This window comes from Candidatus Pelagibacter sp. HIMB1493 (assembly GCF_052047995.1).
Taxonomy (GTDB): Bacteria; Pseudomonadota; Alphaproteobacteria; order Pelagibacterales; family Pelagibacteraceae; genus Pelagibacter.
Genome location: NZ_JBNAIP010000001.1, coordinates 1061070 through 1087049, shown reverse-complemented (window position 1 = coordinate 1087049; position 25980 = coordinate 1061070). Strand labels below are relative to the sequence as shown.

Sequence of the window (25980 nt, the reverse complement as noted above, 5' to 3'; positions counted from 1 at the left end):
ATCAAATTTTTCTTAATTGAGAAGATGAAATGTTGACTTTATTAAACTCTATAAATTTGAGGGTGGTATTACCGAGAGCCCTAAATGTCTTTGATTTTAATGAGTTTTTTTTGTAGCCATGTCTATCGAAAACTAAAATATTACACTTTTGTGAAATAGATTTTGATTTATACCATCTGTGAAAATTTATTAAGTTATCAGCTCCCATTAAAAAATAGATTTCAATATTTTTATTTTTTTTTAAATGATTAATTAAATCGATTGTTTTATTTGAATTAATTTTATTTTCGTAAAATCTCACTTTTATAAATGAATTGTTACCAATAATTTTTTTACAGAATTTTATTCTTTCAGTAACTGAGGTTTTGCTCTGGTTTTTAAAAGGATTTTTTTTTGTGATTGCCCAAATAATGTTTTTAAGCTCAAATCTTTTTTTTGCTTCTTTTGAAATAGCTAGATGACCTTTATGAGCAGGATCAAATGATCCTCCTAAAATTCCTATTTTTGTCTTATTTGATTTCAAATTAATTTCTTATTTTACCGTTACTTGTAATTTGATACTTGTATGAAACAAGTTGATTAAGTCCTACAGGCCCTCTCGGTGGTAGTACATTGGTAGAAATTCCAACTTCTCCTCCAAACCCAAATTCACCTCCATCTGCAAATTGAGTTGAAGTGTTATGCATAGCAATAGAGCTTTTGACTTCTTTTAGAAATTGATTAGCTGTTTTTTTGTTTTTTGTAATTATTGATTCTGTATGCATTGTTCCATACTTATTAATATGACTTATAGCTTCATTGAGGTTGTTTACTATTTTAACAGAAACTGCTGAGCTTAAATATTCTGTAGACCAATCTTTTTCAGTAGCTTTAAAAATTTTACCTTTATAAAATTTAGCCAAAGTCTTTTCTCCATAAATTTTACAACCATTTTTTTCTAAATTACCCAGGATTGTATTGCTAAATTTTTTAACAATATTTTTATGTAGAATAATGGTTTCGGTCGCCCCACATATGCTGGTGTTTCTTAATTTTGCGTTTGTAACAACTCTATTTGCCATCTTTAATTCAGCATCTTTATCGACATATGTATGACAAATACCCTCAAGATGACCAATTATAGGAACCTTAGAAAGTTCTTGAACTTTTCTTACAAGATTTTTTCCACCACGTGGGATTATAACATCAATATATTCTTTCATTTTGGAAAGCATTACATCAACCATCTTTCTGTTTTTAGAGTCTATAAATTGTATAAAGTTTTCATCTACTTTATTTTTTTTGAGCGCTTTTCTAAAAAGTTTTGATAAAATTCTATTTGAATTGATTGCCTCAGAACCTCCTCTTAAGATTACTGCATTACCTGATTTGAAACATAAACTAGCAACATCGGATGTAACATTTGGTCTACTTTCATAAATTACACCAATCACTCCTATTGGAATTGATACTCTACTAATATTTAATCCATTAGGTCTTTTCCACTTTTCTAGAACATGATTAATGGGATCTTTAAATTTAATAATACTAATAATAGAATTTCTGATGTCGTTTATTTTTTTTTCATTTAAATGAAGTCTATTAATTAAATTTTCTTTTAATCCTATTTTTTTTGCGTAATTAATATCTTTAGTATTTTCTTTAATTATTAAACCTTTGTTTTCGTTAAGCATTTTAGCATAGGAGGCTAAAACACTATTTTTAACTTTTGTGTCTATTTTATATTGACTTGCTTTTCTTGCTCTTTTACCAATTAAATTCATATAATTATTCATTTATACTTCTACCATATCATCTTTATGAATAACTTCAGATTTTGCAACATACCCAAGTAATTTTTGAATTTCATTCGAATGGTGTCCCATAATTTTTTTTACTTCATCAGAAGAAAAAGAACTTAAACCCCTAGCACATTCATTATTTTTTTTATCTAAAACTTTTATATGATCACCTTTGTTAAATCTTCCTGATACATTTTTAATACCTGCAGCTAGTAAACTTTTTCCAAGCTTTAACGCTTTTTTGGCTCCATCATCAATTACAATATTTCCTTTAGGTGCAATTGAGCTAATTATCCATTTTTTTCTAGCATGAAGTTTAGAGACCTTTGGGCTGAACCATGTACAATTATTTTTTTCAATAATTTTTGAAATAGGATTTGAATACAGTCCGTTTGCAATAATCATACTGCTGCCAGCTAATTGACAAATTTTAGCAGCTTCAATTTTTGTTTGCATTCCTCCACTTCCATATTCATTAATTCCTTTGATATTAATTTCTTTTAAGTCTTTGTTTATATCATTTACTATTTTTATTAGTTTAGCTTCTTTATTTACTTTTGGGTTTTTTGTAAAAAGGCCATCTACATCTGAAAGTAAAATTAACGTATCAGCGTTTGTAATTTGAGCTACTCTAGATGCCAATCTATCATTATCTCCATATTTTATTTCAGTTGTTGCAATTGTATCATTCTCATTAACAACTGGGATAAATCCAAGTTCGAATAAATTTTCGAATGTTCTTTTGGCATTTAAAGATCTTCTTCGTTCCTCCGTATCTTCTAGAGTTAACAAAATTTGTGAAATATTTAATTTGAATTTTGAGAAGGTCTGAGAGAATAAATTCATTAGTTCAATTTGGCCAATAGAAGCAATTGCTTGACTTTTATCTAACTTAATATTTTTTTTGTTAAAATTCATTTTTTTACATCCAAGAGCGATAGCACCTGAACTAACAATGACTATTTTTTGATTTTTATCTTTTAGTTTTTTGATGTCCCTCGCAAAGCTTGAAAGCCATTTTTTTCTAATTTTTTTATTTTCATCGACTAATAAAGATGAACCAATTTTAATAACAATAATTTTCGAGTTTTTAAGATACATAGGATAATAATTTTGCCTTAATTTTTGAAACCGACTCTTTATTTAAAGTTGTCATAGTCATTATCTCACAATTTTTATCTTTAGAGAAATCATCAATTACATCTTTAGCTGTGTCTTCATCAATTAAATCTATTTTGTTAAACACAATTAACTCTTTCTTTTCAAGCATTTTAGAACTGTAATTTTTAAGTTCATTTTTAACCTGATCATAAGATTCCTTAAGATCAAGATTAGTAATATCAATTAAATGTAATAAAGATTTGCATCTTTCTATATGTTTTAAAAACTGTATCCCAAGTCCAACACCTTCATGGGCACCTTCTACTAATCCTGGTATATCAGCTATTGTGATTTCTTTATCATCATAGCTAGCAACACCTAAGTTAGGATTGAGTGTTGTAAATTTATAATTAGCAATTTTAGGATTTGCGTTTGTAAGTGCTGCTAACAAACTTGATTTTCCTGCGTTAGGTAATCCTATAATTCCGATATCAGCTATTGTTTTAAGTTGTAACCAAATTGTAAACTCTTCTCCCAAAGTTCCTTTCGTAAATTTTCTTGGAGCTCTGTTTGTAGAGCTTTTAAATCTAGTATTTCCCAAACCACCTTTGCCACCATTAGCTGCAATGTACTCTTCTCCTTTTTTGTTAAAATCAAATAATAGAGTTTTGTTATCTTCTTCAAATACTTGGGTTCCAAGAGGAACTTTTAAAACCAAATCCTCACCACTTTTACCTGTTCGATTTTGACCAGAACCATTCTCTCCACGTTGAGCTTTGTGATGTTGTTGATATCTGTAATCAATTAAAGTGTTTAAGTTTTCTTCTGATTTTAAAATGATAGAGCCACCTCTGCCTCCATCGCCTCCATCAGGTCCTCCAAACTCAACATACTTTTCTCTTCTAAAACTTGGTGAACCGTCACCGCCGTTTCCAGCCTTAATATAAATTTTAACTTGATCGAGAAATTTCATAATACAACATTTTCTTGGTTGTACTATTAATTGGGTTTTACTGAAACGTAAGTTCTATCTAATTTAGATTTTTTGAATACAACTTTACCTTTGATAACAGAAAAAATTGAATGATCTTTTCCCATTCCAACATTTTCGCCAGGAAAAATTTTTGTTCCTCTTTGTCTAACAATTATATTTCCAGGTATTACAGTTTCTCCACCGTATTTTTTAACACCAAGTCTTCGACCAGCACTATCTCGTCCATTTCTCGATGATCCACCTGCTTTTTTTGTTGCCATAATTTACCTAATAACTATTTACTTGAAGCTTCCTTAACCTCTTCTTTTTTGGAAGCTGGTTTAATTTTTTCAGCTTCAGATAATACTTTACCATCTTTTGAAAAAATTTTGTTAATTCTTATCAAAGAAAATTGTTGTCTGTGTCCATTTTTTCTTCTTGAATTTTGTCTTCTTCTTTTTTTGAAAATTAGAATTGTTCTATTTTTACTATTTTTAATTAAATCTGCCTCTACCTTAGCACCTTCAATATTAGGAGTTCCAACCTCAATATTTTTATCATCTCCATATGCTAGGATTTCATTAAATTCTATTTTAGTTTCAGGCTTTGAATCTGGGAGTTTTTCGATTTTTAATATTTCACCAGATTTAACTTTGTACTGTTTACCACCTGTTTTTATTACTGCGTATGACATAGTATGAATATTAAATTTAAGTAACCGCAATATAGTTACCGGAAGCTTATAGTCAAGCTGAATTAGTTAAAAATTATCCTTTAAATCCCTTAATTTTGAAAAGGTTTTTAGGTCATTTGCTCTTAAAAAAATATTACAATCAATTTCATCCTGTAAGGTTGATGGAATAGTAGGCAAATTATTATTTCTTTGTTTTTTTATAAATTCTATTTTCTTTAACAAAGAAGAGTTTTCAGAATCATGTTCCAAGCAAAATTTTGAATTGTTTAAAGTATATTCATGGCCACAATAGATTTTTGTTTCTTTAGGTAAAGATTTTAATTTATTTAAAGAGTTATACATTTGTTCGTATGTACCCTCAAAAATTCTACCACATCCAAGTGAGAAGAGAGTATCTCCGGTGAATAGTAAGTTTTCTTCAAAAAAATAAAAACAAATATGTCCTGTTGTGTGTCCAGGGATGTGAATAATTTTAGCTTTGAAATTTCCACTATTCCAAATTTCATTGTCTTTTAACAAGATATCAATCTCTGGTATTCTTTTTGCATCTCCATTAAATCCTAAAACAACAGTTCCAAATTTTTTTTTTAATTCAGTATTACCACCAATATGATCATAATGATGATGAGTATTTAAGATGTATTTTAAATTAATATTTTTATCGCTTAAGTAATTGATTATTGGTTTAGCTTCACTTGGATCAACAACACAAGCTTCCAGTTTATCTTCATCTATAATTAAATAACTATAATTATCTTGAAGGCAGGGTATAATTTCAATTTTCATTTATTTTTCTATTAAAAATATTCCAAGGTCAGCAAATAAATTTTTAGTTCCTAAATTATTAGTTGTTATATTTGAAGTGTTGTTGCTATTTAAAGCTAAAGTTTTTATCATTTTAATTTCTTTAAATTTTATAAAATTTACAAAATCTTTGATTGTGCACATATGCAAATTAGGTGTACTGTGCCATTGTTCTGGTAAAGATTTTGTTATTGGCATTGTCCCCTTAAATAGTAGATGCAATCTAACTTGCCAATTACCAAAATTTGGTATCGTTACAATTGCTTTTTTTCCAACCCTTAAAAGTTCATCTAAAACAAGTTCAGGGCTCAAAAATGCTTGGAGTGTTTGACTCAATACTACATAGTCAAACGATTTATCAGGAAATTGTTTTAAGTCTTTCTCTGCATTACCTTCTATTACAGTTAATCCTTTTGCAATACATTCTTGTACTTTTTCCTTAGAAATTTCTAGTCCTCTTACATTTATATTTTTATTTTCTTTTAAAAATTGCATCAAAGTTCCATCTGCACAACCTACATCTAGAACTTTTTTATTATCTTCAATTAAATCTGATATTACTTTAAATTCATTTTTCATTGTTTAACTCTGTATAAGATTTGTCTAAGAAATTCTTTAGTGCGTTTAAAAAATCAGGAACATCTAATAAAAAAGAGTCGTGACCTTTATCAGATACAATTTCTACAAAACCAACATCTGCTCCAATAGAATTTAAAGCTATAACAATATCTTTATTTTCTTGGGTTGGATAAAGCCAATCAGAAGTAAAAGAAATAACAAAAAATTTAGCTTTTGTATTTTTAAATGCATCAGATAAATTTCCATTAAATTGTTTAACTAAATCAAAATAATCCATAGCCCTAGTTATGTAGAGGTAGCTGTTTGCATCAAATCTATCTACAAACACAGATCCTTGGTATCTCAAATAACTCTCAATTTGAAAATCCGCATCAAAACCGAATTTCAAATCTTCTCTTTCTTGCAATTTTCTTCCAAACTTTTCCTGCAAACCTTTTTTAGAGAGATAAGTTATATGAGCTGCCATTCTCGCAACAGCAAGCCCTTTACCTGGGTTTGTGTTATTAGCTTCATAATTTCCATCTTTCCAATTGCTATCAGCAGTGATTGCCTGTCTTCCTAGTTCATTGAAAGCAATATTCTGTGCCGAATGACTTGAAGTTGTAGCAATGGGTATAACCGTTTTAGCTTTATCAGGAAAGTTGGTGATAAATTGAAGAACTTGCATACCTCCCATAGAACCTCCGGTAATTGCAAATAGTTTATCAATTCCAAAGTGTTCAAGTAAATTATATTGTGCATTCACCATGTCATTAATTGTAATAACTGGAAAATCAGTTCCAAAAGTTTTCTGTGTTTCAGGATCTTTATGGCTTGGTCCATAAGATCCCATACATCCACCAATTACATTTGAACAAATCACAAAATATTTATTGGTATCTATTGCTTTGTCTGGACCTACGGCAAAACTCCACCAACCGTCTTTTTTAGTAACAGGATTTAAACCAGTTACAAATTGATCTCCAGTTAGTGCATGAAATACTAATATAGCATTGTCTTTATTATCATTTAAAGACCCATAAGTTTCGAATGCAATTGGAAAATTGTTTATAGTTTTACCACAATCCAATTTAAGAGGTTTTTTTATAATTAATGTCTTAATATTTTTTTCTGTATTCATTTTAAAGCCTTTAGATGAATTGTGAGAAAAAAAACTATTTTAGCGGTTTTTTTTAAGCGCTCGCAATTCAGTTAAATCAGCGCATAAATTTTGTACAAGAACTTGTAATTTATGTCAATTTTTTAAAATAAGATCATATTCTCTATAAATATTTGTTTTTTTATCTATAAAGAGCTCATAAAAATAAAAAAAATGAGCACGCCTAAATTTAAAAAATTTAACATAGAAGCTTATAAGCCTGGCAAATCTAAAATTAACAAAATTAAAAAGGTCATTAAATTGTCAGCTAATGAGTCTGCTTTAGGAATGAGCCCGTTAGCAAAAAAAGCAATATCTCAAAAAAATTTAGTATTAGATAAATATCCAGATGGAAAATCTACTAATCTTAAAATGGCAATATCTAAAGCATATAAATGCAATTTCGATAAAATAATATGTGGAGCAGGTTCTGACGAGGTAATTCAAATGTTATGTCAATTATATCTACATCCAAAGGATGAAGTGATTGTTCCTCAATATAGTTTTTTAATGTACAGGATTTATGCAAAAATTGTTGGTGCAAAAGTTGTATTTGCAAAAGAAAATAATTTTAAAGTTTCAATTGAAGAGATATTGAAAAAAGTATCTAAGAAAACCAAAATAGTTTTTATTGCAAATCCAAACAATCCAACAGGAACATATTTAACTAAAAAAGAGACATTAGAACTTAGAAGAAAGTTGAATAGAAATATTTTATTAGTAATTGATGACGCGTACTCAGAATATATGAAAAATGATGATTACAGCTCTGGTTTAGAATTATTTAAAAATAAAGACAACGTATTTATATTACGAACATTTTCTAAAATGTTTGGCTTGGCCTCATTAAGAATTGGCTGGGGATATGGATCGAAACAAATAATTAGAGCGTTAAATGTAATTAAACCACCTTTTAATGTAAATGGTTTGGCTCAAGTTGCGGCCGCAGAGTCATTGAAGGATAAGCAATTCATTCAAAAATCAATTAGACATAATTTAAATTATGCAAATAGACTAAAAAAATTTCTCGAAAAATATAATATTTTTTCAAATGCTGTATCGGCAAATTTTTTACTATTAAATTTTGATGACTGTAAATATTCAGCAAATTTTCTTTACCAAAAATTAAAAAATAAAGGAATTATATTAAGATCTACTGAAGATGGTTATCATATTAAAAACAAATTGAGATTAACTATTGGCTCATCTAGAGAAAATTTAATATTCATGAATGCAGTGAGAAAGATTTTTAATTAAATGAAAAATATTTTAATCATAGGTTGTGGTTTACTTGGATCTTCAGTTTTAAGATCTATACACAAAAATAAATTAGCAGATAAGGTATATATTTATGAAAAGTCAAAAAAGAATATATCAAGAATTAAAAATCTTAAATTACCTGGAACAGTAGTTAGTTCATTAAAAGAAGCTGTAACAAAATCTAATTTTATTATTTTTTGTACACCTATGAGTGAATACAAAAATATTATTATGAAAATAAATAATTATATTTCTCCTAACACATTAATTACTGATGTTGGTTCTTCAAAAATTGAATCATCAAAAATAATAAAAAAATTTTTAAAAAAAGGAATTGCATGGACTTCCAGTCACCCAATTGCTGGTTCTGAAGTAAGTGGACCACAGCACGGAAAGAGCAACATGTTCGAGGGTAGATGGTGTATTTTAATTAAAGAAAAAAATACAATTAAAAAAAATTTAAATTTTCTGAAAAAATTTTGGGAGAAGATTGGATCAAAAGTAACAATCATGTCACCAGAAAAACATGACAAAATTTTTTCAATAACTAGTCATTTGCCTCACTTAATTGCATATAATTTAGTTAAGTCAGCTCAAGATTTTGAGAAAAAACAAAGCTATGATTTAATCAAATATAGTGCAGGAGGACTAAGAGATTTTTCAAGAATAGCAGCTTCTAATGAGATTATGTGGCGAGATATTTTTTTCAACAACAATAAAAATATTTCAAATGCTATTGATCTATTTATTAAAAATTTAAAATCATTTAAATCTGATATTAATTCAAAAAATAATAAATCTATTATTAACAAACTTATTGAAACTAAAAAAGTCAGATCAAAAATAATCAAACTCAAACAAGATATTAATAAGCCAGATTTTGGAAGAAGCTAAATTTTAATTTTAGCTATTTTTTTAACTTTAAGTTTTGCTGTATTTTCAATTCTTCTAATTGTCTTAATTATAGGCATGATCAATACTTTCTTTTCAGGTCCATATGCATGTATTAATTGTTTGGAATTTAAACACATTGCGACATGCCCTTTCCAAAAAATGATATCTCCCTTTTGATAATTTCTTTTTATGTTTCCTTTTAAATATTTGATTTGATCTTTAGTATCCCGAGGAAAAAACTTATTATTATAATAGTAAAATATTTGTAATAAGGCTGAGCAATCTATTCCCCTGTGATTTTTTCCACCCCAGATATATTTTACATTTAAAAATTTTTTAAAAATTTTAATGAAGTTTTTTTCTTTATAATTTATTTTTTTTATATCTTTTTTTTTAATCCATTTATTTTTATCAATTCTGGCATAATTTTTATAAGTTTCTTTAACTGACAACTTTGATCCAAGAGATAGATAAATATTAGTTTTTAAATTTGGTTTTTTATAGACATTTGCTTTTAAGCTACTTATTTTATAATTAGCTTTAAATTCTTTTGAATAGTCTTTGTTTTGAATGTACCCAGTATAATTGTCAAAGTTAGATTTTATTTTTATCCAGTTTTTATTTTTATATAAAATTTTAAATTTCTCTCCATATAATATTTGCGAGGTTACTTCTGAAAATTTAGAAGGTTTTTTATAAATATTAGAAAAACTACCTGTAAAATGAAATTTATTGCGCACTAATTTTAATTTTATTTTTTATCATCCATAGACATATTAGTGAAGGAATTACCATAATAGTTGTTAAGACAAAAAATGTTCCCCAATCTCCGTTTAACCAATCTACCAAAGCTCCTGATGATGATGCTAAAGTTGTTCTCCCAGCAGTCCCTATAGATGCAAGTAATGCGTATTGTGTTGCTGTATATGTTCGATCAACCAGTAAAGATATAAATGCTACAAATGCAACAGTTGCAAAAGCTGCAGTAATATCGTCAGCAATAACTGCTAATGCAAATAATAGTTCAGATTTACCAGTCCATGCTAAGACAGCAAATAACAGATTTGTAACCGCCATTAAACCTCCCGCAAAGAACATAGTTTTTATAGTTCCAGCCCTCATGGCCATTAAGCCACCAATTAAAGTAAATACGACAGTTGTGATCCAACCTAATCCTTTTGAATAGATTGCTATTTGTCCTTTTGAAAAGCCTATTTCTTTATAAAATACAATCGACATTCTACCCATGAATGCTTCTCCAATTTTAAATAAAAAGACAAATCCTAAAATTCCTGCAGCTATAGCAAAACCATTTTTTTTAAAGAAGCTAATAATGGGCCCACCAATTGTTCCGGTTATATAAGCAACAAAAGTTGTAATAATATTGTTAGATCCTAGTTTATCTTTAATTAGATTATCAGTTTCCTTTTGCTTTGATTGTCTGTCAGTTTCTACTGGTTCATGAACAAACATCAGGGCAATATTCATTAAAATAATTAGAACACCTAATATTAAAAAAGTTGCTTGCCAGTAATCTTGGATGCCAATATTTTCAAAGAATTCCGCAGTAAATAAAGCAACTACACCACCTAATTTGTAACCTGTCCACCAACCAACTACAGCCATTGCAGCACCTGCTGCCATTGATTTTCCCTCATTTTCATTAATTTGTTCAATTCTTAATGCATCTACTGTTATGTCTTGAGTTGCTGATGCTATAGCGATGATTAATCCAACTGTAATTATCAACGCTAAATTTTCTGTAGGATTTATAATACTCCAAACTAGTAAACTTAATAGAATTACCAATTGCATTAAAACAATCCAACCTCTTCGGTGACCTAATTTTTTAGTTAGGAAAGGAATTTGAATTCTATCTATAATTGGTGCCCAAAGATAATTAAAAGCATACACTCCAAAAATAAGTCCTGCCCACCCAATGGTAGATCTACTTAATCCTTCTTCTTTTAACCAGAGACTTAAACTACTAGCAATCAAGACCCATGGAAATCCACTGATTGCACCAAGTAATAATATTCTTAGCATTCGGATATCTTTGTAAACTGTGATGGATTCTAACCAGGATATTTTTTTTATTTCTGACATAATTAATTTTTCCAAAATGACGGTAAAAATAATACTAATATTGCAAATAATTCAAGTCTACCCAAAATCATACCAACTGTTAAAATCCATTTAGAAAGATCTGGTAATGAAGAAAAATCTCCATTTGGTCCAATTATTGGACCAAGACCAGGCCCAACATTTGAAATAGATGTAGCGGCACCCGAGATAGCTGTAATAAAATCTAAACCAGTTAACGATAACAATGTAGTAAGAGTAAAAAATATTACGATATAAAAATAAATAAATGAAATAATTGAAGCTATAAACTTTTCATCAACTGCACTTTGATCATACTTAATTACAAATACTCCTTTAGGATAAATTATTTTTTTTAATTGGTTTAGAATAAATAGATAAAGAATTTGAATTCTAAATATTTTTACACCACAAGCTGTAGATCCTGCGCATCCACCTATAAACATCAGTGCAAGAAACAGGGTTATAGGAAAACTACCCCATTTATCAAATTCTGCATTTACATAACCAGTACCACTCAGGATTGATATAGTATTAAAAAATATTGATCTTAAACTAAAGTTTTCTTGGTTAGAAAATAATAAGTAAATAGATAAAATAATAACAGTGAATATTATAATTTTTAAAAAAGTCTTGATTTGAATATCATTTAAAAAAATTTTTTTGTTACCGCTTATAAATTTAATGTAAGCAATAAAAGGAATACTTCCCAATATAATAAAAAACATTGATGAAACTTCAATTGACAAACTATTAAAGTGTCCAATTGACTCGTTGTAATTAGAAAATCCTCCAGTAGCGATTGTAGTCATTGAGTGGGTTAAACTGTCAAATTTACTCATACCAAATATCCAATAAGTGATTGCACAAAGGCCTGTTAATCCTGAGTAAATATAAATTAATCTAAGTGCTATTTCTTTTGATTTAGGGAGTATTTTTTCTGAAGAGTCATTGCTTGAAATTTTAAATAATTGCATACCTCCAACATTCATTATAGGCATTAAAGTAATTGCCATTACAATTATTCCAATTCCACCTAGCCATTGTAAAATAGCTCTCCATAAAAGAAGACCCTTTGGTGCGTTCTCTAAATCTGAGATTATTGTAGATCCAGTTGTAGTAATTCCTGACATACTTTCAAAAAAAGAGTCTGTAATTGAAAGTTCAATACTAGAGAATATAAACGGTAAAGATCCAAATACTGCAATACTAATCCAAGATAGGGCAGTTAATAAGAAAGCTTGTTGTAGATTAAGTTTTTTATCGTGATCTAAATTTGATAAAAAAAATAAAGTTCCAAAGATTATGGTTACAATAGATGAGCCAAAGAAAGATGAGTCTATCTCTGAGTAAAAGAATTGTACTATAATTGGGATGAACATTGATACACCCAATATTATTTGCAGAATTCCAAGTGTAAAAAAAACAGTTTTGTAATTAGACATTTTGAAAGAACAATATTTTATGGTAAATAAATTTCAACTCTATAAGAATTAATATAATCACTAGTTTAAGGTTAAAAAGAGCAATTCATGATTAAAAAAGATGTCCTAGAAAAGACAAGTGCTTGGCCTTTTGTTGAAGCTAAAAAAATGCTTCGTGAAAGAAAAGCTTTTATTGAAAAAAAAGGTAAGATTACTCTCCAAACAGGATATGGTCCAAGTGGATTACCTCATATAGGAACTTTCGGAGAAGTTGCACGAACTTCAATGATGGTTAATGCACTTAATCAACTCACAGATTTACCAACAGAAATTATTACATTTTCAGATGACATGGATGGCTTAAGAAAAGTTCCAGATAATGTTCCTAACCAAGAATTGTTGCAACAAAACCTTCACAAACCTTTAACGCAAGTACCTGATCCTTTCCAAAAATTTAATAGTTTTGGAGAACATAATAATGAAATGCTAAAGGATTTTTTAAACAGTTTTAATTTTAAATATAATTTTAAAAGTTCCACATCTTTGTACAAGGCAGGTTTTTTTAATCCTACTTTGAAAATCATTTTAGAAAATTATGAAGGAATAATGAATATTATTTTACCAACACTTGGGAAAGAAAGACAAAAAACATACAGTCCTTTTTTACCAGTATGTCCTGACACAGGTCATGTTTTGGAGATACCTGTTATAGAAATTGATCAGTCTAATTCTAAAATAATATTCGATAATAAAGGTAAAAAATTAGAGAGCAGTATCTTAGACGGGAATTGTAAATTACAATGGAAAGTAGATTGGGCAATGAGATGGTTTGCTTTAGATGTTGATTTTGAAATGTATGGTAAGGATTTGATTGAAAGTGCAATTTTATCTACAAAAATCATTAATTTGTTAGGTAAAAAGAATCCATCAGGATTTGCATATGAACTTTTTTTAGATGAAAAAGGTGAGAAAATTTCAAAATCTAAAGGTAATGGAATAACTATTGATCAATGGTTGAAGTATGCTTCACCAGAAAGTTTATCTCTATATATGTATCAAAATCCAAAAAGAGCTAAAAAACTTTATAAAGAAATAGTTCCAAAAGCAGTAGATGAATATTTGGATAACATTGAAAAATCTAAAAAACAGACTGAGCAGCAATTAGTAATGAATCCAGTATGGCATGTCCACAATGGGAGCATTCCAAAAGAAGACATGATTATGAGTTTTTCAATGTTATTAAATTTAGTCGAAACAAGTTATGCAGATAGTAAAGATTTATTATGGAAATTTGTAAAAAAATACAAACCCAATATTCAAGAAACTAATTTTCCTATTTTTGATGGATTAGTAGGTTACGCAATTAAATATTTTAATGATGTAATTAAGTCTCAAAAAAAATACAAAACACCTTCTGAAGATGAAAAAAAAGCTCTTGAAGCTTTAATTTCAACTTTAGCAAAATGCAATGATCAGATGTCACCAGAGGAAATTCAAACTTTGATTTATTCTACTGGAAAAGAAAATGGTTATGCTGAAAATTTAAGAGATTGGTTTAAACTTATTTATGAGGTGGTTTTTGGTGATGAAAATGGACCAAGAATGGGATTTTTTATAAGTTTTTTTGGTGTTAATGAAACAAAAGACCTTATAATGAGTAAACTCAAATAATGTATTCAAATTTAAGATCTTTAATTTTCAAATTAGATCCAGAAAAAGCGCATACTCTAGCAATTCAATCTTTAAAATTTAATTTAGTATCAAATGTATTTGATGAAAATAAAAATGATCCTATTTTTAGAACACAAATATTTGGCAAAGATTTAAGCAATCCAATAGGAATAGCTGCTGGTTTTGACAAAAATGCAGAAGTTTACAATCCTTTGTTTAAATTAGGATTTGGTTTTGTTGAAGTTGGAACCATTACTCCTTTAAAACAATATGGTAACGAAAAGCCAAGAGTATTTAGATTAGTTGAAGATCAAGCGTTAATTAATAGATTGGGATTCAACAATCAAGGATCTGAAACTATTTTAAATAGAATAAAATCAAATAAAAAAAATGGAATACTAGGAGTAAATGTTGGACCAAATAAAGACTCTGATAATCGATTAAATGATTATTTAATTGGATTAGAAAAATTTTATGAAGTTGCTGATTATATTACAATTAATATTTCTTCTCCGAATACTGAAAATTTAAGAAATTTTCATGATGAAAATAAATTAAATGAATTATTAAAATCAATCAAAGATAAAAAAAATGAACTGAAAATAAATATTCCAATCGTAGTTAAAATTTCTCCAGATATTGATTTAAAGCAAATAGAATTAATATCAGAGATTCTTTTAGAAAATGATATATCTGCAATAATTATTTCAAATACATCAGAAAGTACTAGAGATGATTTAAAAAACATTCAAAGACACCAAAAAGGAGGCTTGTCAGGAAAGCCAATTGAACAAAAATCAAATTTACTTATTAATCAATTCTTTAAATTGTTAAATGGTAGAATTAAAATAATTGGGGTGGGAGGTATTGACTCTGGGAAGTCTGCACATGATAAATTTTTGTCAGGGGCAGATTATATTCAGCTATATACCGGTATGGTATTTCAGGGACCCAACATTGCTGCAAACATTAAAAAAGAGCTAAAAGAATTACTTCTTAGAGATGGAGTGAAAAATATTTCAGAAATCGTTGGAAATAAAACTCTTTCTTAATTTTAATAAACTTGACGCCCTTAATATCTCCCCTTATATAGGCACTGAAATTATGTCAAAAAAATGCGAACTAACTGGTAAAATTCCTATGAAGGGTCATAATGTTAGTCATGCTAACAATAAGACTAAAAGAAGATTTTTACCCAATTTAAAAAAAGTAAAATTTACAAGTGAGCTTGCTGGAAGAAGTTTAAAACTAACAGTTAGTAATTCAGGAGTAAGATCAGTTGATAAAAAAGGAAGTTTTGACGAATTTTTAAAAACAGTAAAAAATAAAAATATATCACCAAGATTAAAAAAACTTAAAAAAGTTATTTTATTAAAATCACCATATAAAAAAAAGCCAGTAGCTAAATCTGCTTAATGAATAAATTTTTTATCAGCCTATCTTTAATGATGGGTGTGGTTGTTTTATCCTCAAACTATCTTGTTCAATTTCCAATAAATTATTATGGATTAAATGAAATTCTTACTTATGGAGCTTTTAGTTATCCTGTAGCTTTTTTGATAACTGATTTAGCAAATAGATCTTATGGAAAAATAATTGCGAGAAAAATAGTTTATTTTGGTTTTTTTATAGGAATTATTTTTACTCTATTTTTCTCAACAAACATCGAAGATTTAATTTCTATAAGAATTGCAGTTGGATCTGGAATTGCTTTCCTTACAGCCCAATTGCTAGATATTCAAATATTTGATCGTTTAAGAAAAAAACAGTGGTTTGTTGCACCTCTAACTTCATCATTAATTGGTTCAACTATTGATACTTTTTTATTTTTCTCAATATCATTTTATGGAACAGGAGTTCCTTGGGTAACTTTGTCCTTAGGTGATTTAGGTGTTAAGTTATTGGTAGCACTGATAATGTTAATACCATTTAGAATGTTATTAAAAATATTTAAGCCAATTAAAGTCTAATACAAAAATTTATAAGACAAAATTTTATAAGCTAATTTAGCAACAAGAAAATTATAGGAGTTAAATCCTTTAATTGGAGAAAGTTCATTAATGTCAGCTCCAACTATATTTGAATTTTTTGCTGCAATTCTAATTATCTCTAATGTCTCGTCCCACAACAATCCACCTGGTTCAGGTGTTCCGGTAGCAGGCATAATACTTGAATCTAATCCATCTACATCAAACGTTAAGTAAACAGTCTTATTTTTTATTAATTTTTTAAATTTATTTAAATTCCATTTTTTTTTATCTTTTGCCCAGAAGATATCTATTCTATTTGAATTTTTTTTCAAAAATGGAATCTCACTTTCTGATATATTTCTAACTCCAAAAGAAATTAAAGACACATTTTTATAATCTAAACACCTTCTTATTGCCGATGCATGTGAAAATTTTTCACCATTATAACTTTCACGTAAATCTGCGTGCGCATCAAAATGTAAAAGACAAATATTTTTATATTTCTTTGTAAAAGGAACAATGCATCCTGGTGTAATTGAATGTTCACCACCAAAAGTCATTGGAAATAGTTTTTTATCTAAAATTTCCCCATTGATTTTAGAAATTTTATTTAAAGCTACTTTGATATTTTTATCAATTTTAAATGGTTTTAATGTCTTGATACCTATTTTTTTGTAAGGTTCACAATTTAGTTCCTCATCATAAAGTTCAACTTGGTGAGAAGCTTTGATAATTTCTTTTGGTCCATTTTTTGTTCCACCACCATAACTAACTGTTTTTTCAAGTCCAAATGGAACGACTACTACTTTTTCTTTGAAGTTGAATGTATTATCAATTCCTAAGAAACCATGTTTGTTTGATAAATATTTCAATTTTATATAAATAATTTTGAGAAGTTTTTTCGTTCTCTATTTTTCCACTCACCTTTGTGGTAAGCATCGCTAGCTATTAATGGCAATACACTTGTTGCTTCAGCAAATACCATTTGTTCTTTAGTGATATCCACTTTACCCCAAGAACTTGCTTCTTTTAAAGTAGAACTACTACATGCACCATCTCTACTATCAGCAACTGTAATTTGTACAGCATACTTATGCATATCTACATTTTTACCAAGAAGCTCAGCACAAATAACAGTATCTTGAATAAAATTTTTAGGAACTCCTCCACCAATCATAAATAAACCAGAACCTTTTGATTTGATTTTAATTTCAGTTAGTTCTCTAAATTCTCTAACTGAGTCTATAGTCATATGTTTTTTTGGATTTTTTTCTTGATGCATTACAAGACCAAAGCCTGCGCTTGAGTCTGTGAAAGCTGGACAAAAAATTGGAACATCATTATCGTATGCTGTTTCAATTAAAGAATCTTTCTTTTTTGAATTTTTTTTTAAATATTTTCCCATTTCTAAAATAAATTCTCTAGAAGTATAACTTCTTGGTTCTAAAGTATCTGCAATTTCACAAATAATTTTATCACACATTTGAAGCTCTTCTTCATCGATATAAGTGTCGTAAATTCTATCAATATAGTTGTCTCTTAATTCAGTATCATCTTGAAATTGAGATCCCTGATAATGTTTAAATCCAAGAGCTTCAAAAAAATCCATATCTACAATTGATGCCCCTGTTGCTACAATTGCATCAACCATATTGTATTTAACAAGATCTTTATAAATATTCATACATCCTGCTGCAGATGTTGATCCTGCTAAAGTAAGAAAAATTGTACATTCCTTATCTTTAAGCATTTCGTTGTAAATGTTCGCTGCATTTGCAGTTTCTCTAGATACAAATGACATTTTCTCCATTGAAGAAATAATTGTTCTAGAGTCAAATGAAGTAATATCTATATGTTCGACAGGATTTTTTAAAAAATCTCTTTTACTGTTATGTCCTGGATTTTTTTGGTCTGACATTAAGCAACCATATGAGCGCTATTAACGTCTTTTTCATACATTGACATTATTGGTTTATCTTCAACTTCATAAATTTCATCTGAATAGTAACCATTGAATTGTGTTCTAAAAGTTAATCCATATGCTCCAAGTTGACCAAGTTCTATGTAATCATTTTCCTTAATATTATTTGGTAATACAAAAGGTCCTTTCATATAATCCATGCTATCGCAAGTAGGACCAAAGAAATCAAAAGCAGTCATTTTTTTTGAGATTATTTTATTTGAATTTTCTTTAATCATTTTAGATGGATAAACTATGTTAGGTGTCCCTGCATCAAATAAGGTTCCATATGTTCCATCGTTTATATAAAGTTTTTGTTTTTTTCTTAAATTAACTTTAACAATTGTTGAACCACTTTCTGCAACCAATGCTCTTCCTGGTTCACAAATTATCTCTGGCAACTTTTCTAATTTTAAATTAGATAAACTTTTTTTAATTTCATTGAAGTATTCATCTAGTGATTGAGGAATTAAATCTGGATAAATTGTTGGAAATCCACCACCAACATTTATTGTATCAGGTATTATTTTTGTTTTTTTAATTATATTCCCAATCTCATTTATACCTTTGGCGTATGAAATTGGGTGCATACACTGTGATCCAACATGGAAACTTAATCCAATTTTTTTTGCATATTGTTTTACTAATCTTAGCAATCCCACAGCTTCAGATGTTAGTGCTCCAAATTTTTTAGATAAATCAATTTCAGCATGCTCATTTGAAACAGCAACTCTTACAAATAATTCTAAATCTTTTGCATTATTTGTGCTTTCAATAATTTTAATTAACTCTTCTTTTGTATCTAATGAGAAGGTTTTTACACCATAATTAAAATAGGCCTCTTTTATACTTTCTCTACTTTTTACTGTATGCATGTAAGAACATTTTGCATTTTGAGTTATTTTTCTTATGGCCTTAATTTCCTCTATCGAGGCAACATCAAATTGGTTTACACCATTATTTAAAATAGTTTGAATAACTTCAGGATGTGGGTTTGTTTTGACTGCATATAATATTTTTCCAGGGAATTTATCTAAGAAAAATTTAACCGAAGTCTCTATGGATTTCTTCCTAATACAATAAACAGGCTTTTCAGGTTTCAGCTGATTTATAAGTTCTTCAACTGACTTAAATTTTTGCATTTCATATGCCTCCAAAAAAAAATTTAATAAAAAAAAGTTTTTAATAAACTTTAATAATTTGAGGCATATAAAGTAAACGTAGGCAATGTAAAGTAAATAATTCAAGCCTGATATGCGTATTTTTCATGTATTGTAATATTTGATTTAGACCCCATATGTGAGTTATGAAAAACGAAGCCAAATTGCAAAATTTAAGTGATTTTGAAAATAAATCGCTTCTAATTGCAGATGACGATAATCCTTTTAGAGAAAGACTTGCAAGAGCAATGGAAAAAAAGGGCTTTGAAGTTTTTCAAGCTGAGAGTGTAAAAAAAGGTATTGAGTCTGTTAAAAATAAAAAACCAGGTTTTGCAGTCGTAGACTTAAGACTTGGAGACGGAAATGGTCTTGAGGTTGTTAAGGAAATTCAATCTTCAAATAATGATAGCCGAATTATAATGCTAACTGGTTATGGAAATATTCCCACAGCAGTTGCAGCAATTAAAGAAGGTGCAATTGACTACTTAGCAAAACCAGCAGATGCAGAAGATGTAGAAAAAGCATTGTTGGCAGATCCAGCTAAAAAAGCAGCACCACCAGAAAATCCAATGTCAGCTGATAGAGTTAAATGGGAACATATTCATAGAGTATTTGAATTATGTAATAGGAATGTTTCCGAAACAGCTCGAAGATTGAAGATGCATAGAAGAACTCTTCAAAGAATTCTATCTAAAAGATCTCCTAGATAATATTTCTAATTTTAATTATTTGTTTAGTAACTAAAGCTAAAATAATAATTTTAAATAATTCTGCTAATAAAAAAGGTTTTGCACCTAGTGAGAATATTGGTTTATCCCAACCAATCAAAGTACCTAGCCATATTAAACCCAAGATATAAATCGTAGAGGTTGCAATAACTAATTTAGTTAAAATATTTATTAAACTATCTTTTGTATTAATTTTTGATGCTAAATAACAAGCAGTTAAAAAACCAATTAAATATCCCATCGTTGGACCAGTAAAATAGACTATACCAACTCCTTTTTCTGGGGAGTTTGAAAATACTGGTAATCCTGCAATACCCTCTAACAAATACAAACCTACAGAAGCTAAACCAATTTTATAACCTAAGCTTACACCTAAAAATAACACAACAAATGTCTGCATTGTCATTGGAACTGGATAAAATGGAATCTTAATTTTTGCAGAAATAGTTAAAGCAATTGAACCTAGAATTACTGCTAATAAAGATTTTATGATTTTTGTTTGTGTTAAGTTTTTTGTAAGTTCCATATTAAAATAATACTCAAAATATAAAAAATAATCTAGCTATATTAACCTTAAGATTTAATTTTATTTTTTTATATACAGAAATTGTTAGCAATGTAATATTTGTTAATCCTCATGAATAAAATACAAAAAACAGATCATTTTTATTTAATTGATGGCTCTGGTTATATTTTTAGAGCTTATTATGCCTTACCACCATTAACTAGAAAAAGTGATGGGCTACCTACAGGTGCTGTTAGTGGATTTTGTAGCATGTTGTTTAAATTATTAGAGGATTCAAAATCTGATCAAAATTTACAAAAACCAACTCATTTTGCAGTAATTTTTGACTCAGCCAGAAAGACCTTTAGAAATGAAATTTATAGTGATTATAAAGCAAATCGATCAGAAGCCCCTGATGATTTGGCACCTCAATTTGAATATATTAGAAAATCAGTTTTAGCATTTAATTTACCTTCTGTGGATTTACCAAACTATGAAGCTGACGATTTAATAGCCACATATGTTGATCAAATTCTTAAAAAAGGAGCTAAAGTTACAATCGTTTCATCCGATAAAGATTTAATGCAGCTTTATAAAAAAGGCGTTCGAATTTTTGATCCCATGAAAAATAAATTTATCACAGAGGACGATGTGATTAAAAAGTTTGGTGTTGATGCTTCAAAAGTTATAGATGTTCAATCTTTAGCAGGCGATAGTAGTGACAACGTACCTGGTGTTCCAGGAATAGGAGTGAAAACAGCCGCAGAATTAATTAATAAGTATGGCACTCTAGAAAAATTATTAGACTCTGCCCATGAAATTAAACAGAACAAAAGAAGAGAAACTTTAATGGAGAATAAAGAAAAAGCTTTAATTAGTAAAAAACTTGTAACTCTAGATAATAAGTCTCCAGTAAATAAAAACTTAACAGAATTTAAACTCAAAGAGGTTGATAAAGATAAACTTTATAAATTTTTAAGAGAAATGGAATTTAATAGATTGTTAAGTTCTGCAATTTCAGCTTATGGGGAACCAAAGTTATCTGGATCTGAGAATAATTTAAAATCTACAGAAAAACAAAAACCAATAAGCAATAAAGATTATCATCTAATTACAGATATTAATGAAATTGATGAGTGGATTGAAGAAGCTGAGGAAGCAGGGGAAGTTGCAGTCGATACAGAGACAAGTTCGTTGGACCCCCATCAGGCTGATTTAGTTGGAATTTCACTTTGTTCAAAAATTGGAAAAGCTTGTTACATCCCAGTTGGTCATAAATCTAATGATTGTTTAAATAGAGATAGCATTATTAATAAATTAAAAAATTTATTAGAGGACCCAAGTGTTAAAAAAATTGGTCAAAATATTAAATTTGATTTTATAGTTCTCTACAAACTTGGCATTTCACTTTCATCAATGGAAGATACCATGCTTATGTCCTATGTTTTGGATGCTGGAAAGAACAGACATAACATGGACACCCTTTCGGATATCCATCTTGGACATAAAACAATTTCATTTAAAGAAATTGTTGGTACAGGCAAAAAAGAAATAAATTTTAGTGAAGTAGAATTAGAAACAGCAAAAAATTACGCAGCAGAAGATGCAGACGTTACCTTCAGGTTATATAAAAAATTTGTCAAAAGTTTAAAATCTGAAAGATTATTTAATATCTATGAGATTTTTGAAAAACCACTAATTAAAATACTCGCATTTATGGAAATCGAAGGTGTTGAAGTAGATAGTAAATTTTTAAATTCCCTTTCCTCTAAATTTGATAAGAAAATTAAAAAAATTGAAAAAGAAGTTTTCAAGATTTCAAAGAAAGAATTTAACATTGCTTCACCAAAACAATTAGGAGAAATTATTTATAATGATCTTAAGATTGCAGGGACAAAAAAAACAAAAAAGGGAAGTTTTGCAACAAGTGCAAGTGTTTTAGAAGATTTAGCCTTCAAAGGTCATGAATTTCCAAAATTAGTATTAGATTGGAGACAGGTTTCAAAATTAAAAAATACTTACTCCGACGCTTTGCCAGAGCATATTAATCCAAATACAAAGAGGGTTCACACATCTTTTTTATTGGCAGCAACAACAACAGGCAGATTAGCTTCAAGTGATCCAAATCTGCAAAATATTCCAATTAAATCTGAAGATGGAAAAGATATAAGAAAAGCGTTTAAGGCTAAAAAAGATCATTTATTGATATCTGCCGATTACAATCAAATTGAGATGAGAATTTTAGCAGATCTTGCAGATGTTAAAGAACTTAAAAAAGCTTTTAAAAATAACGAGGATATTCACTCATTAACAGCTAGCCAAATATTTAATATTGATATCAAAAAGGTAAATCAAGACCACAGAAGGAAGGCTAAAGCAATTAACTTTGGAATAATTTATGGAATTTCTCAGTATGGTTTAGCCAAACAAATAAATGTTTCTAATTATGAAGCAGAAGAATTTCTTAATGCTTATTTTGCTAAATTTCCCGAAATTAAAGTTTATATGGATAGCACAATTAAGTTTTGTAGAAAAAGTGGCTATGTAAATAACATATTCGGAAGAAGATCTCATTTTAATGGAATAAATGATAAAAATTTTAATGTGAGAAATTTTCAAGAGAGAGCAGCAATTAATGCTCCAATACAAGGGTCAGCATCTGAAGTTATGAGGTTAGCAATGATCAGATTACACAAAAAATTAAATGAAGAAAAAAATTTGAAATCAAAAATACTTCTTCAAATACACGACGAGCTTATTTTTGAAGTCCCAAAAAAAGAGGAGAAGGCAATGGTCAAGTTAATACAGAATGAGATGACCAGTGTTACTCAAAGTGATTATCATTCCTTTTCTACCCCTTTAACAGTTGATGTAAATGTTGGTGATAATTGGGGAATGCTTCACTAATTATATTTGATTGCCTAATTTAGAACAATTTAATATTTTTATATAAAACATAAAAATGCAAACACAAACTATAGCTTTAATTGATGATGACAGAAACATACTAACTAGTCTTAGTATTGCTTTAGAAAAAGAGGGTTTCAAAGTTCAAACATATATTGATGGAGAGAGTGCATTAATCGGTCTTACTAGAATGCCACCTGACTTAGCAGTCATTGATATTAAAATGCCAAAAATGGATGGAGAAGAATTATTAAAAAAATTACGAAAAAAAACTTCTCTGCCTGTAATATTTTTAACATCTAAGGATGATGAAATTGATGAGTTACTTGGATTAAAATTAGGTGCAGATGATTTTGTAAAAAAATCTGGAGGATTTTCAATTAAAGTTTTGATTGAAAGAATAAGAGTTCAATTAAGAAAAAAAGATTCAAACAATTCATTAGAAGAAAATAAAAGCTTAATTTCACATGGTAGATTAAAACTTGACCCATCTCAGCTTGAATGTGAGTGGAATGGCAAACAGTTACCAGATAAATTAACAACTACTGAGTTTTTGATTGTTAAAGAATTGGCAAAAAGGCCTGGGATCATCAAAGAAAGAGCCCAACTAATGGACATTGCTTACAGAGAAGATACGGATATTGAAGATAGAACTATTGATAGTCACGTGAAAAGAATAAGAAAAAAATTCAAAAAAGTAGATCCTGATTTTTCAGCTATTGAAACTAGATATGGTAGTGGATATAGATGGAATGTTAGCTGATGTTTAGTAAATACTTAAAGACACTTTCTATACTTAAAAAATTTCTTTTTATAAACTTTGTAATATTTACAATTATTGGTTTATTTACACTTACTTATCTTACGAATATTGAACCAAGTTTATTAAAAAAAAAATCTGAAGATCATATTAATATTATTAATAATACGACTGATAATATTAAAAGATTGAATATAAAATTTCAGGAAAATGATATTAGAAAATTTTTATTTTCTACAAGATTTATTTTTCAAAATTTAGACAGAGTTATTTTCTTTGACAAAGAATTAGAATTAATTGGTGATACTGATACTTTAGATCTTGATCCACGATCTTTTTCATCACGATTAGATAAAATTGAATTTGAAAGTTTGAGTGATGAAGTCAAGGAAGATGAAAACAAAGAAAATAATTCTTCCCAAAATAATGAAACAAAAGCTTCATTTAAAGATTTATTAGAAAGATATAACAATTCAGATAACTATGGAAATTATTATACTTTTACAGAAGATAATTTAAATCAATTTAAAGTTACAACAGTAAAAAATGTAAAAAGTGATGAAAATGATTTAGGTTTTATAGTTATCTCTGAGAACGCCAATGAAATTAAGACAGCTATAGACGAGAGAAGAGCATTTGTAATTAGAACAGCAATATCAGTTGGTTTTGTAATTTTAATTTTTTCTTTTGTACTTAGTAGATATTTTATTAAACCAATTCAAAATTTAGTTGGATACACAATCAGAGTAAAAGAAAAAAATCCTGGTAAAACAGGAATTGAAAATTTGAAGAATAGAAATGACGAATTAGGATTATTATCTAATTCTATGGAGGATATGACTAATGAATTACAAAAACGAATTTCTCATGCAGAAAATTTCTCAACAGACTTAGTGCATGAAATAAGAAATCCTCTAGCATCTTTAAAAAGTGCATCAGAAATTTTAAAAGATACAAAAGATATAAATCAACAGAATAAGCTTTTAGATATTCTTACCCACGATGTACAAAGAATTGAAAGATTAATCACAGATTATTCACAAATGTTGAAAGATGAAGTTGCTCTTAGTAAAGAGCAAATGAAAAAATTAGATATACAACCAATTATCCAATCTGTTGTTGATGATTATAATAACATTTATAAATTCAAAAAAAATATCAGTATAAACTATCAAAACGATGGAAAGTCAGAGTATCTAATTAATGGAATTGAAAATAGGATTGAACAAATCGTTGCAAATTTATTGGATAATTCTATTTCATTTAGTGACGATGGTAGCGAGGTAACTGTAAACGTTTCAAATGGATTAGAAAAAAAAGTTACAGTTAAAATTTTAGATGAAGGACAGGGATTTAAAGAGAAAGATACTTCAAAAATTTTTAACCGTTTTTACAGTAATAGACCAGAAAATTTTGGTGAGCATTCAGGATTAGGTCTGAATATTGTAAAAAATTTAGTCCAACTTCATGATGGAAAAATTGAGGCATCCAATAGGGTCGATAAGCAAGGAGCATTGATAGAAATACAATTTCCTAGTTTGTAATCTTTAGTTGATAAAATAGAACTT

The 25980-nt window shown here is 28.4% G+C and carries 26 protein-coding genes; 10 read left to right on the top strand and 16 right to left on the bottom strand.

Annotated elements, in window-relative coordinates; translation table 11 throughout:
- Position 1: 1 nt before the first annotated feature.
- The 9 genes from nadD to metX form a co-directional block, all read right to left on the bottom strand.
- Positions 2-529 (bottom strand): nicotinate (nicotinamide) nucleotide adenylyltransferase, encoded by a 528-nt coding sequence (nadD, locus tag ACTTBK_RS05765; RefSeq protein ID WP_425321979.1) that lies wholly within the window; start codon positions 527-529, stop codon positions 2-4.
- Positions 525-1775, bottom strand: a complete 1251-nt coding sequence (locus tag ACTTBK_RS05760) for a glutamate-5-semialdehyde dehydrogenase (RefSeq protein ID WP_440619049.1) — start codon at positions 1773-1775, stop codon at positions 525-527. The genes nadD and ACTTBK_RS05760 overlap by 5 nt, the downstream gene beginning before the upstream one ends.
- Complete coding sequence (gene proB, locus ACTTBK_RS05755; protein ID WP_440619047.1) at positions 1776-2882, bottom strand: glutamate 5-kinase; 1107 nt, start codon at positions 2880-2882, stop codon at positions 1776-1778.
- Entirely contained in the window at positions 2872-3855 is a 984-nt protein-coding gene (gene cgtA / locus ACTTBK_RS05750; protein WP_440619046.1) for an Obg family GTPase CgtA, read from the bottom strand. The genes proB and cgtA overlap by 11 nt, the downstream gene beginning before the upstream one ends.
- A 26-nt stretch (positions 3856-3881) precedes the next feature.
- Positions 3882-4136 (bottom strand): 50S ribosomal protein L27, encoded by a 255-nt coding sequence (gene rpmA / locus ACTTBK_RS05745; protein ID WP_075506491.1) that lies wholly within the window; start codon positions 4134-4136, stop codon positions 3882-3884.
- Positions 4137-4150: 14 nt separating this feature from the next.
- Positions 4151-4549, bottom strand: coding sequence for a 50S ribosomal protein L21 (rplU, locus tag ACTTBK_RS05740; RefSeq protein WP_440619045.1), 399 nt, complete (start codon positions 4547-4549; stop codon positions 4151-4153).
- A 66-nt stretch (positions 4550-4615) separates the two neighbouring features.
- Complete coding sequence (gene gloB / locus ACTTBK_RS05735; protein ID WP_440619044.1) at positions 4616-5335, bottom strand: hydroxyacylglutathione hydrolase; 720 nt, start codon at positions 5333-5335, stop codon at positions 4616-4618.
- The gene (gene metW / locus ACTTBK_RS05730; protein ID WP_440619042.1) at positions 5336-5932 is read right to left on the bottom strand and encodes a methionine biosynthesis protein MetW; all 597 of its coding nucleotides are present in this window, start codon (positions 5930-5932) and stop codon (positions 5336-5338) included.
- Positions 5922-7052, bottom strand: coding sequence for a homoserine O-acetyltransferase MetX (gene metX / locus ACTTBK_RS05725; protein WP_440619041.1), 1131 nt, complete (start codon positions 7050-7052; stop codon positions 5922-5924). Before metX ends, metW begins: the two co-directional genes overlap by 11 nt.
- A 192-nt stretch (positions 7053-7244) precedes the next feature.
- Here metX and hisC point away from each other — a divergent pair, with 192 nt between their 5' ends.
- A complete protein-coding gene (gene hisC / locus ACTTBK_RS05720) occupies positions 7245-8327 on the top strand; it encodes a histidinol-phosphate transaminase (protein ID WP_440619040.1) in 1083 nt (360 codons plus the stop codon).
- On the top strand, positions 8328-9224 hold the full coding sequence (locus tag ACTTBK_RS05715) for a prephenate dehydrogenase (RefSeq protein WP_440619039.1): 897 nt from the start codon (positions 8328-8330) through the stop codon (positions 9222-9224). It begins immediately after the preceding gene.
- On the opposite strand, the gene ACTTBK_RS05710 is transcribed toward ACTTBK_RS05715, so the two are convergent.
- Genes ACTTBK_RS05710 through ACTTBK_RS05700 form a run of 3 tightly spaced genes read right to left on the bottom strand, consistent with a single transcriptional unit; the run spans position 9221 to position 12772 of the window.
- Positions 9221-9964, bottom strand: coding sequence for a C40 family peptidase (locus tag ACTTBK_RS05710; RefSeq protein WP_440619038.1), 744 nt, complete (start codon positions 9962-9964; stop codon positions 9221-9223). The two genes, ACTTBK_RS05715 and ACTTBK_RS05710, sit on opposite strands and share 4 nt — an antisense overlap.
- Positions 9954-11330, bottom strand: coding sequence for an AmpG family muropeptide MFS transporter (locus tag ACTTBK_RS05705; protein WP_440619037.1), 1377 nt, complete (start codon positions 11328-11330; stop codon positions 9954-9956). Before ACTTBK_RS05705 ends, ACTTBK_RS05710 begins: the two co-directional genes overlap by 11 nt.
- A gap of 2 nt (positions 11331-11332) precedes the next feature.
- The gene (locus ACTTBK_RS05700) at positions 11333-12772 is read right to left on the bottom strand and encodes a TrkH family potassium uptake protein (RefSeq protein WP_440619035.1); all 1440 of its coding nucleotides are present in this window, start codon (positions 12770-12772) and stop codon (positions 11333-11335) included.
- An 87-nt stretch (positions 12773-12859) separates the two neighbouring features.
- Between ACTTBK_RS05700 and ACTTBK_RS05695 the strand changes: the two genes are divergently transcribed.
- The 4 genes from ACTTBK_RS05695 to ACTTBK_RS05680 are packed head-to-tail and all read left to right on the top strand — an operon-like array spanning position 12860 to position 16392.
- The gene (locus ACTTBK_RS05695; RefSeq protein ID WP_440619034.1) at positions 12860-14422 is read left to right on the top strand and encodes a lysine--tRNA ligase; all 1563 of its coding nucleotides are present in this window, start codon (positions 12860-12862) and stop codon (positions 14420-14422) included.
- On the top strand, positions 14422-15474 hold the full coding sequence (locus tag ACTTBK_RS05690; protein WP_440619032.1) for a quinone-dependent dihydroorotate dehydrogenase: 1053 nt from the start codon (positions 14422-14424) through the stop codon (positions 15472-15474). The genes ACTTBK_RS05695 and ACTTBK_RS05690 overlap by 1 nt, the downstream gene beginning before the upstream one ends.
- A gap of 52 nt (positions 15475-15526) precedes the next feature.
- On the top strand, positions 15527-15838 hold the full coding sequence (gene rpmB, locus ACTTBK_RS05685; RefSeq protein WP_075506505.1) for a 50S ribosomal protein L28: 312 nt from the start codon (positions 15527-15529) through the stop codon (positions 15836-15838).
- A complete protein-coding gene (locus tag ACTTBK_RS05680; RefSeq protein WP_440619031.1) occupies positions 15838-16392 on the top strand; it encodes a queuosine precursor transporter in 555 nt (184 codons plus the stop codon). The genes rpmB and ACTTBK_RS05680 overlap by 1 nt, the downstream gene beginning before the upstream one ends.
- On the opposite strand, the gene speB is transcribed toward ACTTBK_RS05680, so the two are convergent.
- From speB to ACTTBK_RS05665, 3 genes are read right to left on the bottom strand one after another with little or no spacing between them, the layout of a single operon-like run.
- Positions 16389-17264: an agmatinase gene (speB, locus tag ACTTBK_RS05675; protein WP_440619030.1), complete on the bottom strand. Its 876-nt coding sequence runs from the start codon at positions 17262-17264 to the stop codon at positions 16389-16391. The two genes, ACTTBK_RS05680 and speB, sit on opposite strands and share 4 nt — an antisense overlap.
- A gap of 2 nt (positions 17265-17266) precedes the next feature.
- Positions 17267-18310 carry a 1,9-bis(guanidino)-5-aza-nonane synthase gene (locus tag ACTTBK_RS05670; RefSeq protein WP_440619029.1) on the bottom strand — a complete coding sequence of 348 codons (1044 nt, stop codon included), beginning with the start codon at positions 18308-18310 and terminating at the stop codon, positions 17267-17269.
- On the bottom strand, positions 18310-19494 hold the full coding sequence (locus ACTTBK_RS05665) for a type III PLP-dependent enzyme (RefSeq protein WP_440619028.1): 1185 nt from the start codon (positions 19492-19494) through the stop codon (positions 18310-18312). The genes ACTTBK_RS05670 and ACTTBK_RS05665 overlap by 1 nt, the downstream gene beginning before the upstream one ends.
- Positions 19495-19658: 164 nt before the next feature.
- Between ACTTBK_RS05665 and ACTTBK_RS05660 the strand changes: the two genes are divergently transcribed.
- Positions 19659-20222: an ActR/PrrA/RegA family redox response regulator transcription factor gene (locus ACTTBK_RS05660; protein ID WP_440619027.1), complete on the top strand. Its 564-nt coding sequence runs from the start codon at positions 19659-19661 to the stop codon at positions 20220-20222.
- Here ACTTBK_RS05660 and ACTTBK_RS05655 read toward each other — a convergent pair.
- The gene (locus ACTTBK_RS05655; protein WP_440619026.1) at positions 20215-20766 is read right to left on the bottom strand and encodes a biotin transporter BioY; all 552 of its coding nucleotides are present in this window, start codon (positions 20764-20766) and stop codon (positions 20215-20217) included. The two genes, ACTTBK_RS05660 and ACTTBK_RS05655, sit on opposite strands and share 8 nt — an antisense overlap.
- Before the next feature lie 111 nt (positions 20767-20877).
- Between ACTTBK_RS05655 and polA the strand changes: the two genes are divergently transcribed.
- The 3 genes from polA to ACTTBK_RS05640 are packed head-to-tail and all read left to right on the top strand — an operon-like array spanning position 20878 to position 25956.
- The gene (polA, locus tag ACTTBK_RS05650) at positions 20878-23652 is read left to right on the top strand and encodes a DNA polymerase I (protein WP_440619025.1); all 2775 of its coding nucleotides are present in this window, start codon (positions 20878-20880) and stop codon (positions 23650-23652) included.
- 55 nt (positions 23653-23707) lie between these two features.
- Positions 23708-24415, top strand: coding sequence for a response regulator transcription factor (locus ACTTBK_RS05645; protein WP_262589856.1), 708 nt, complete (start codon positions 23708-23710; stop codon positions 24413-24415).
- Positions 24415-25956 (top strand): sensor histidine kinase, encoded by a 1542-nt coding sequence (locus tag ACTTBK_RS05640; protein WP_440619023.1) that lies wholly within the window; start codon positions 24415-24417, stop codon positions 25954-25956. Before ACTTBK_RS05645 ends, ACTTBK_RS05640 begins: the two co-directional genes overlap by 1 nt.
- The last annotated feature ends 24 nt before the right edge of the window (positions 25957-25980 follow it).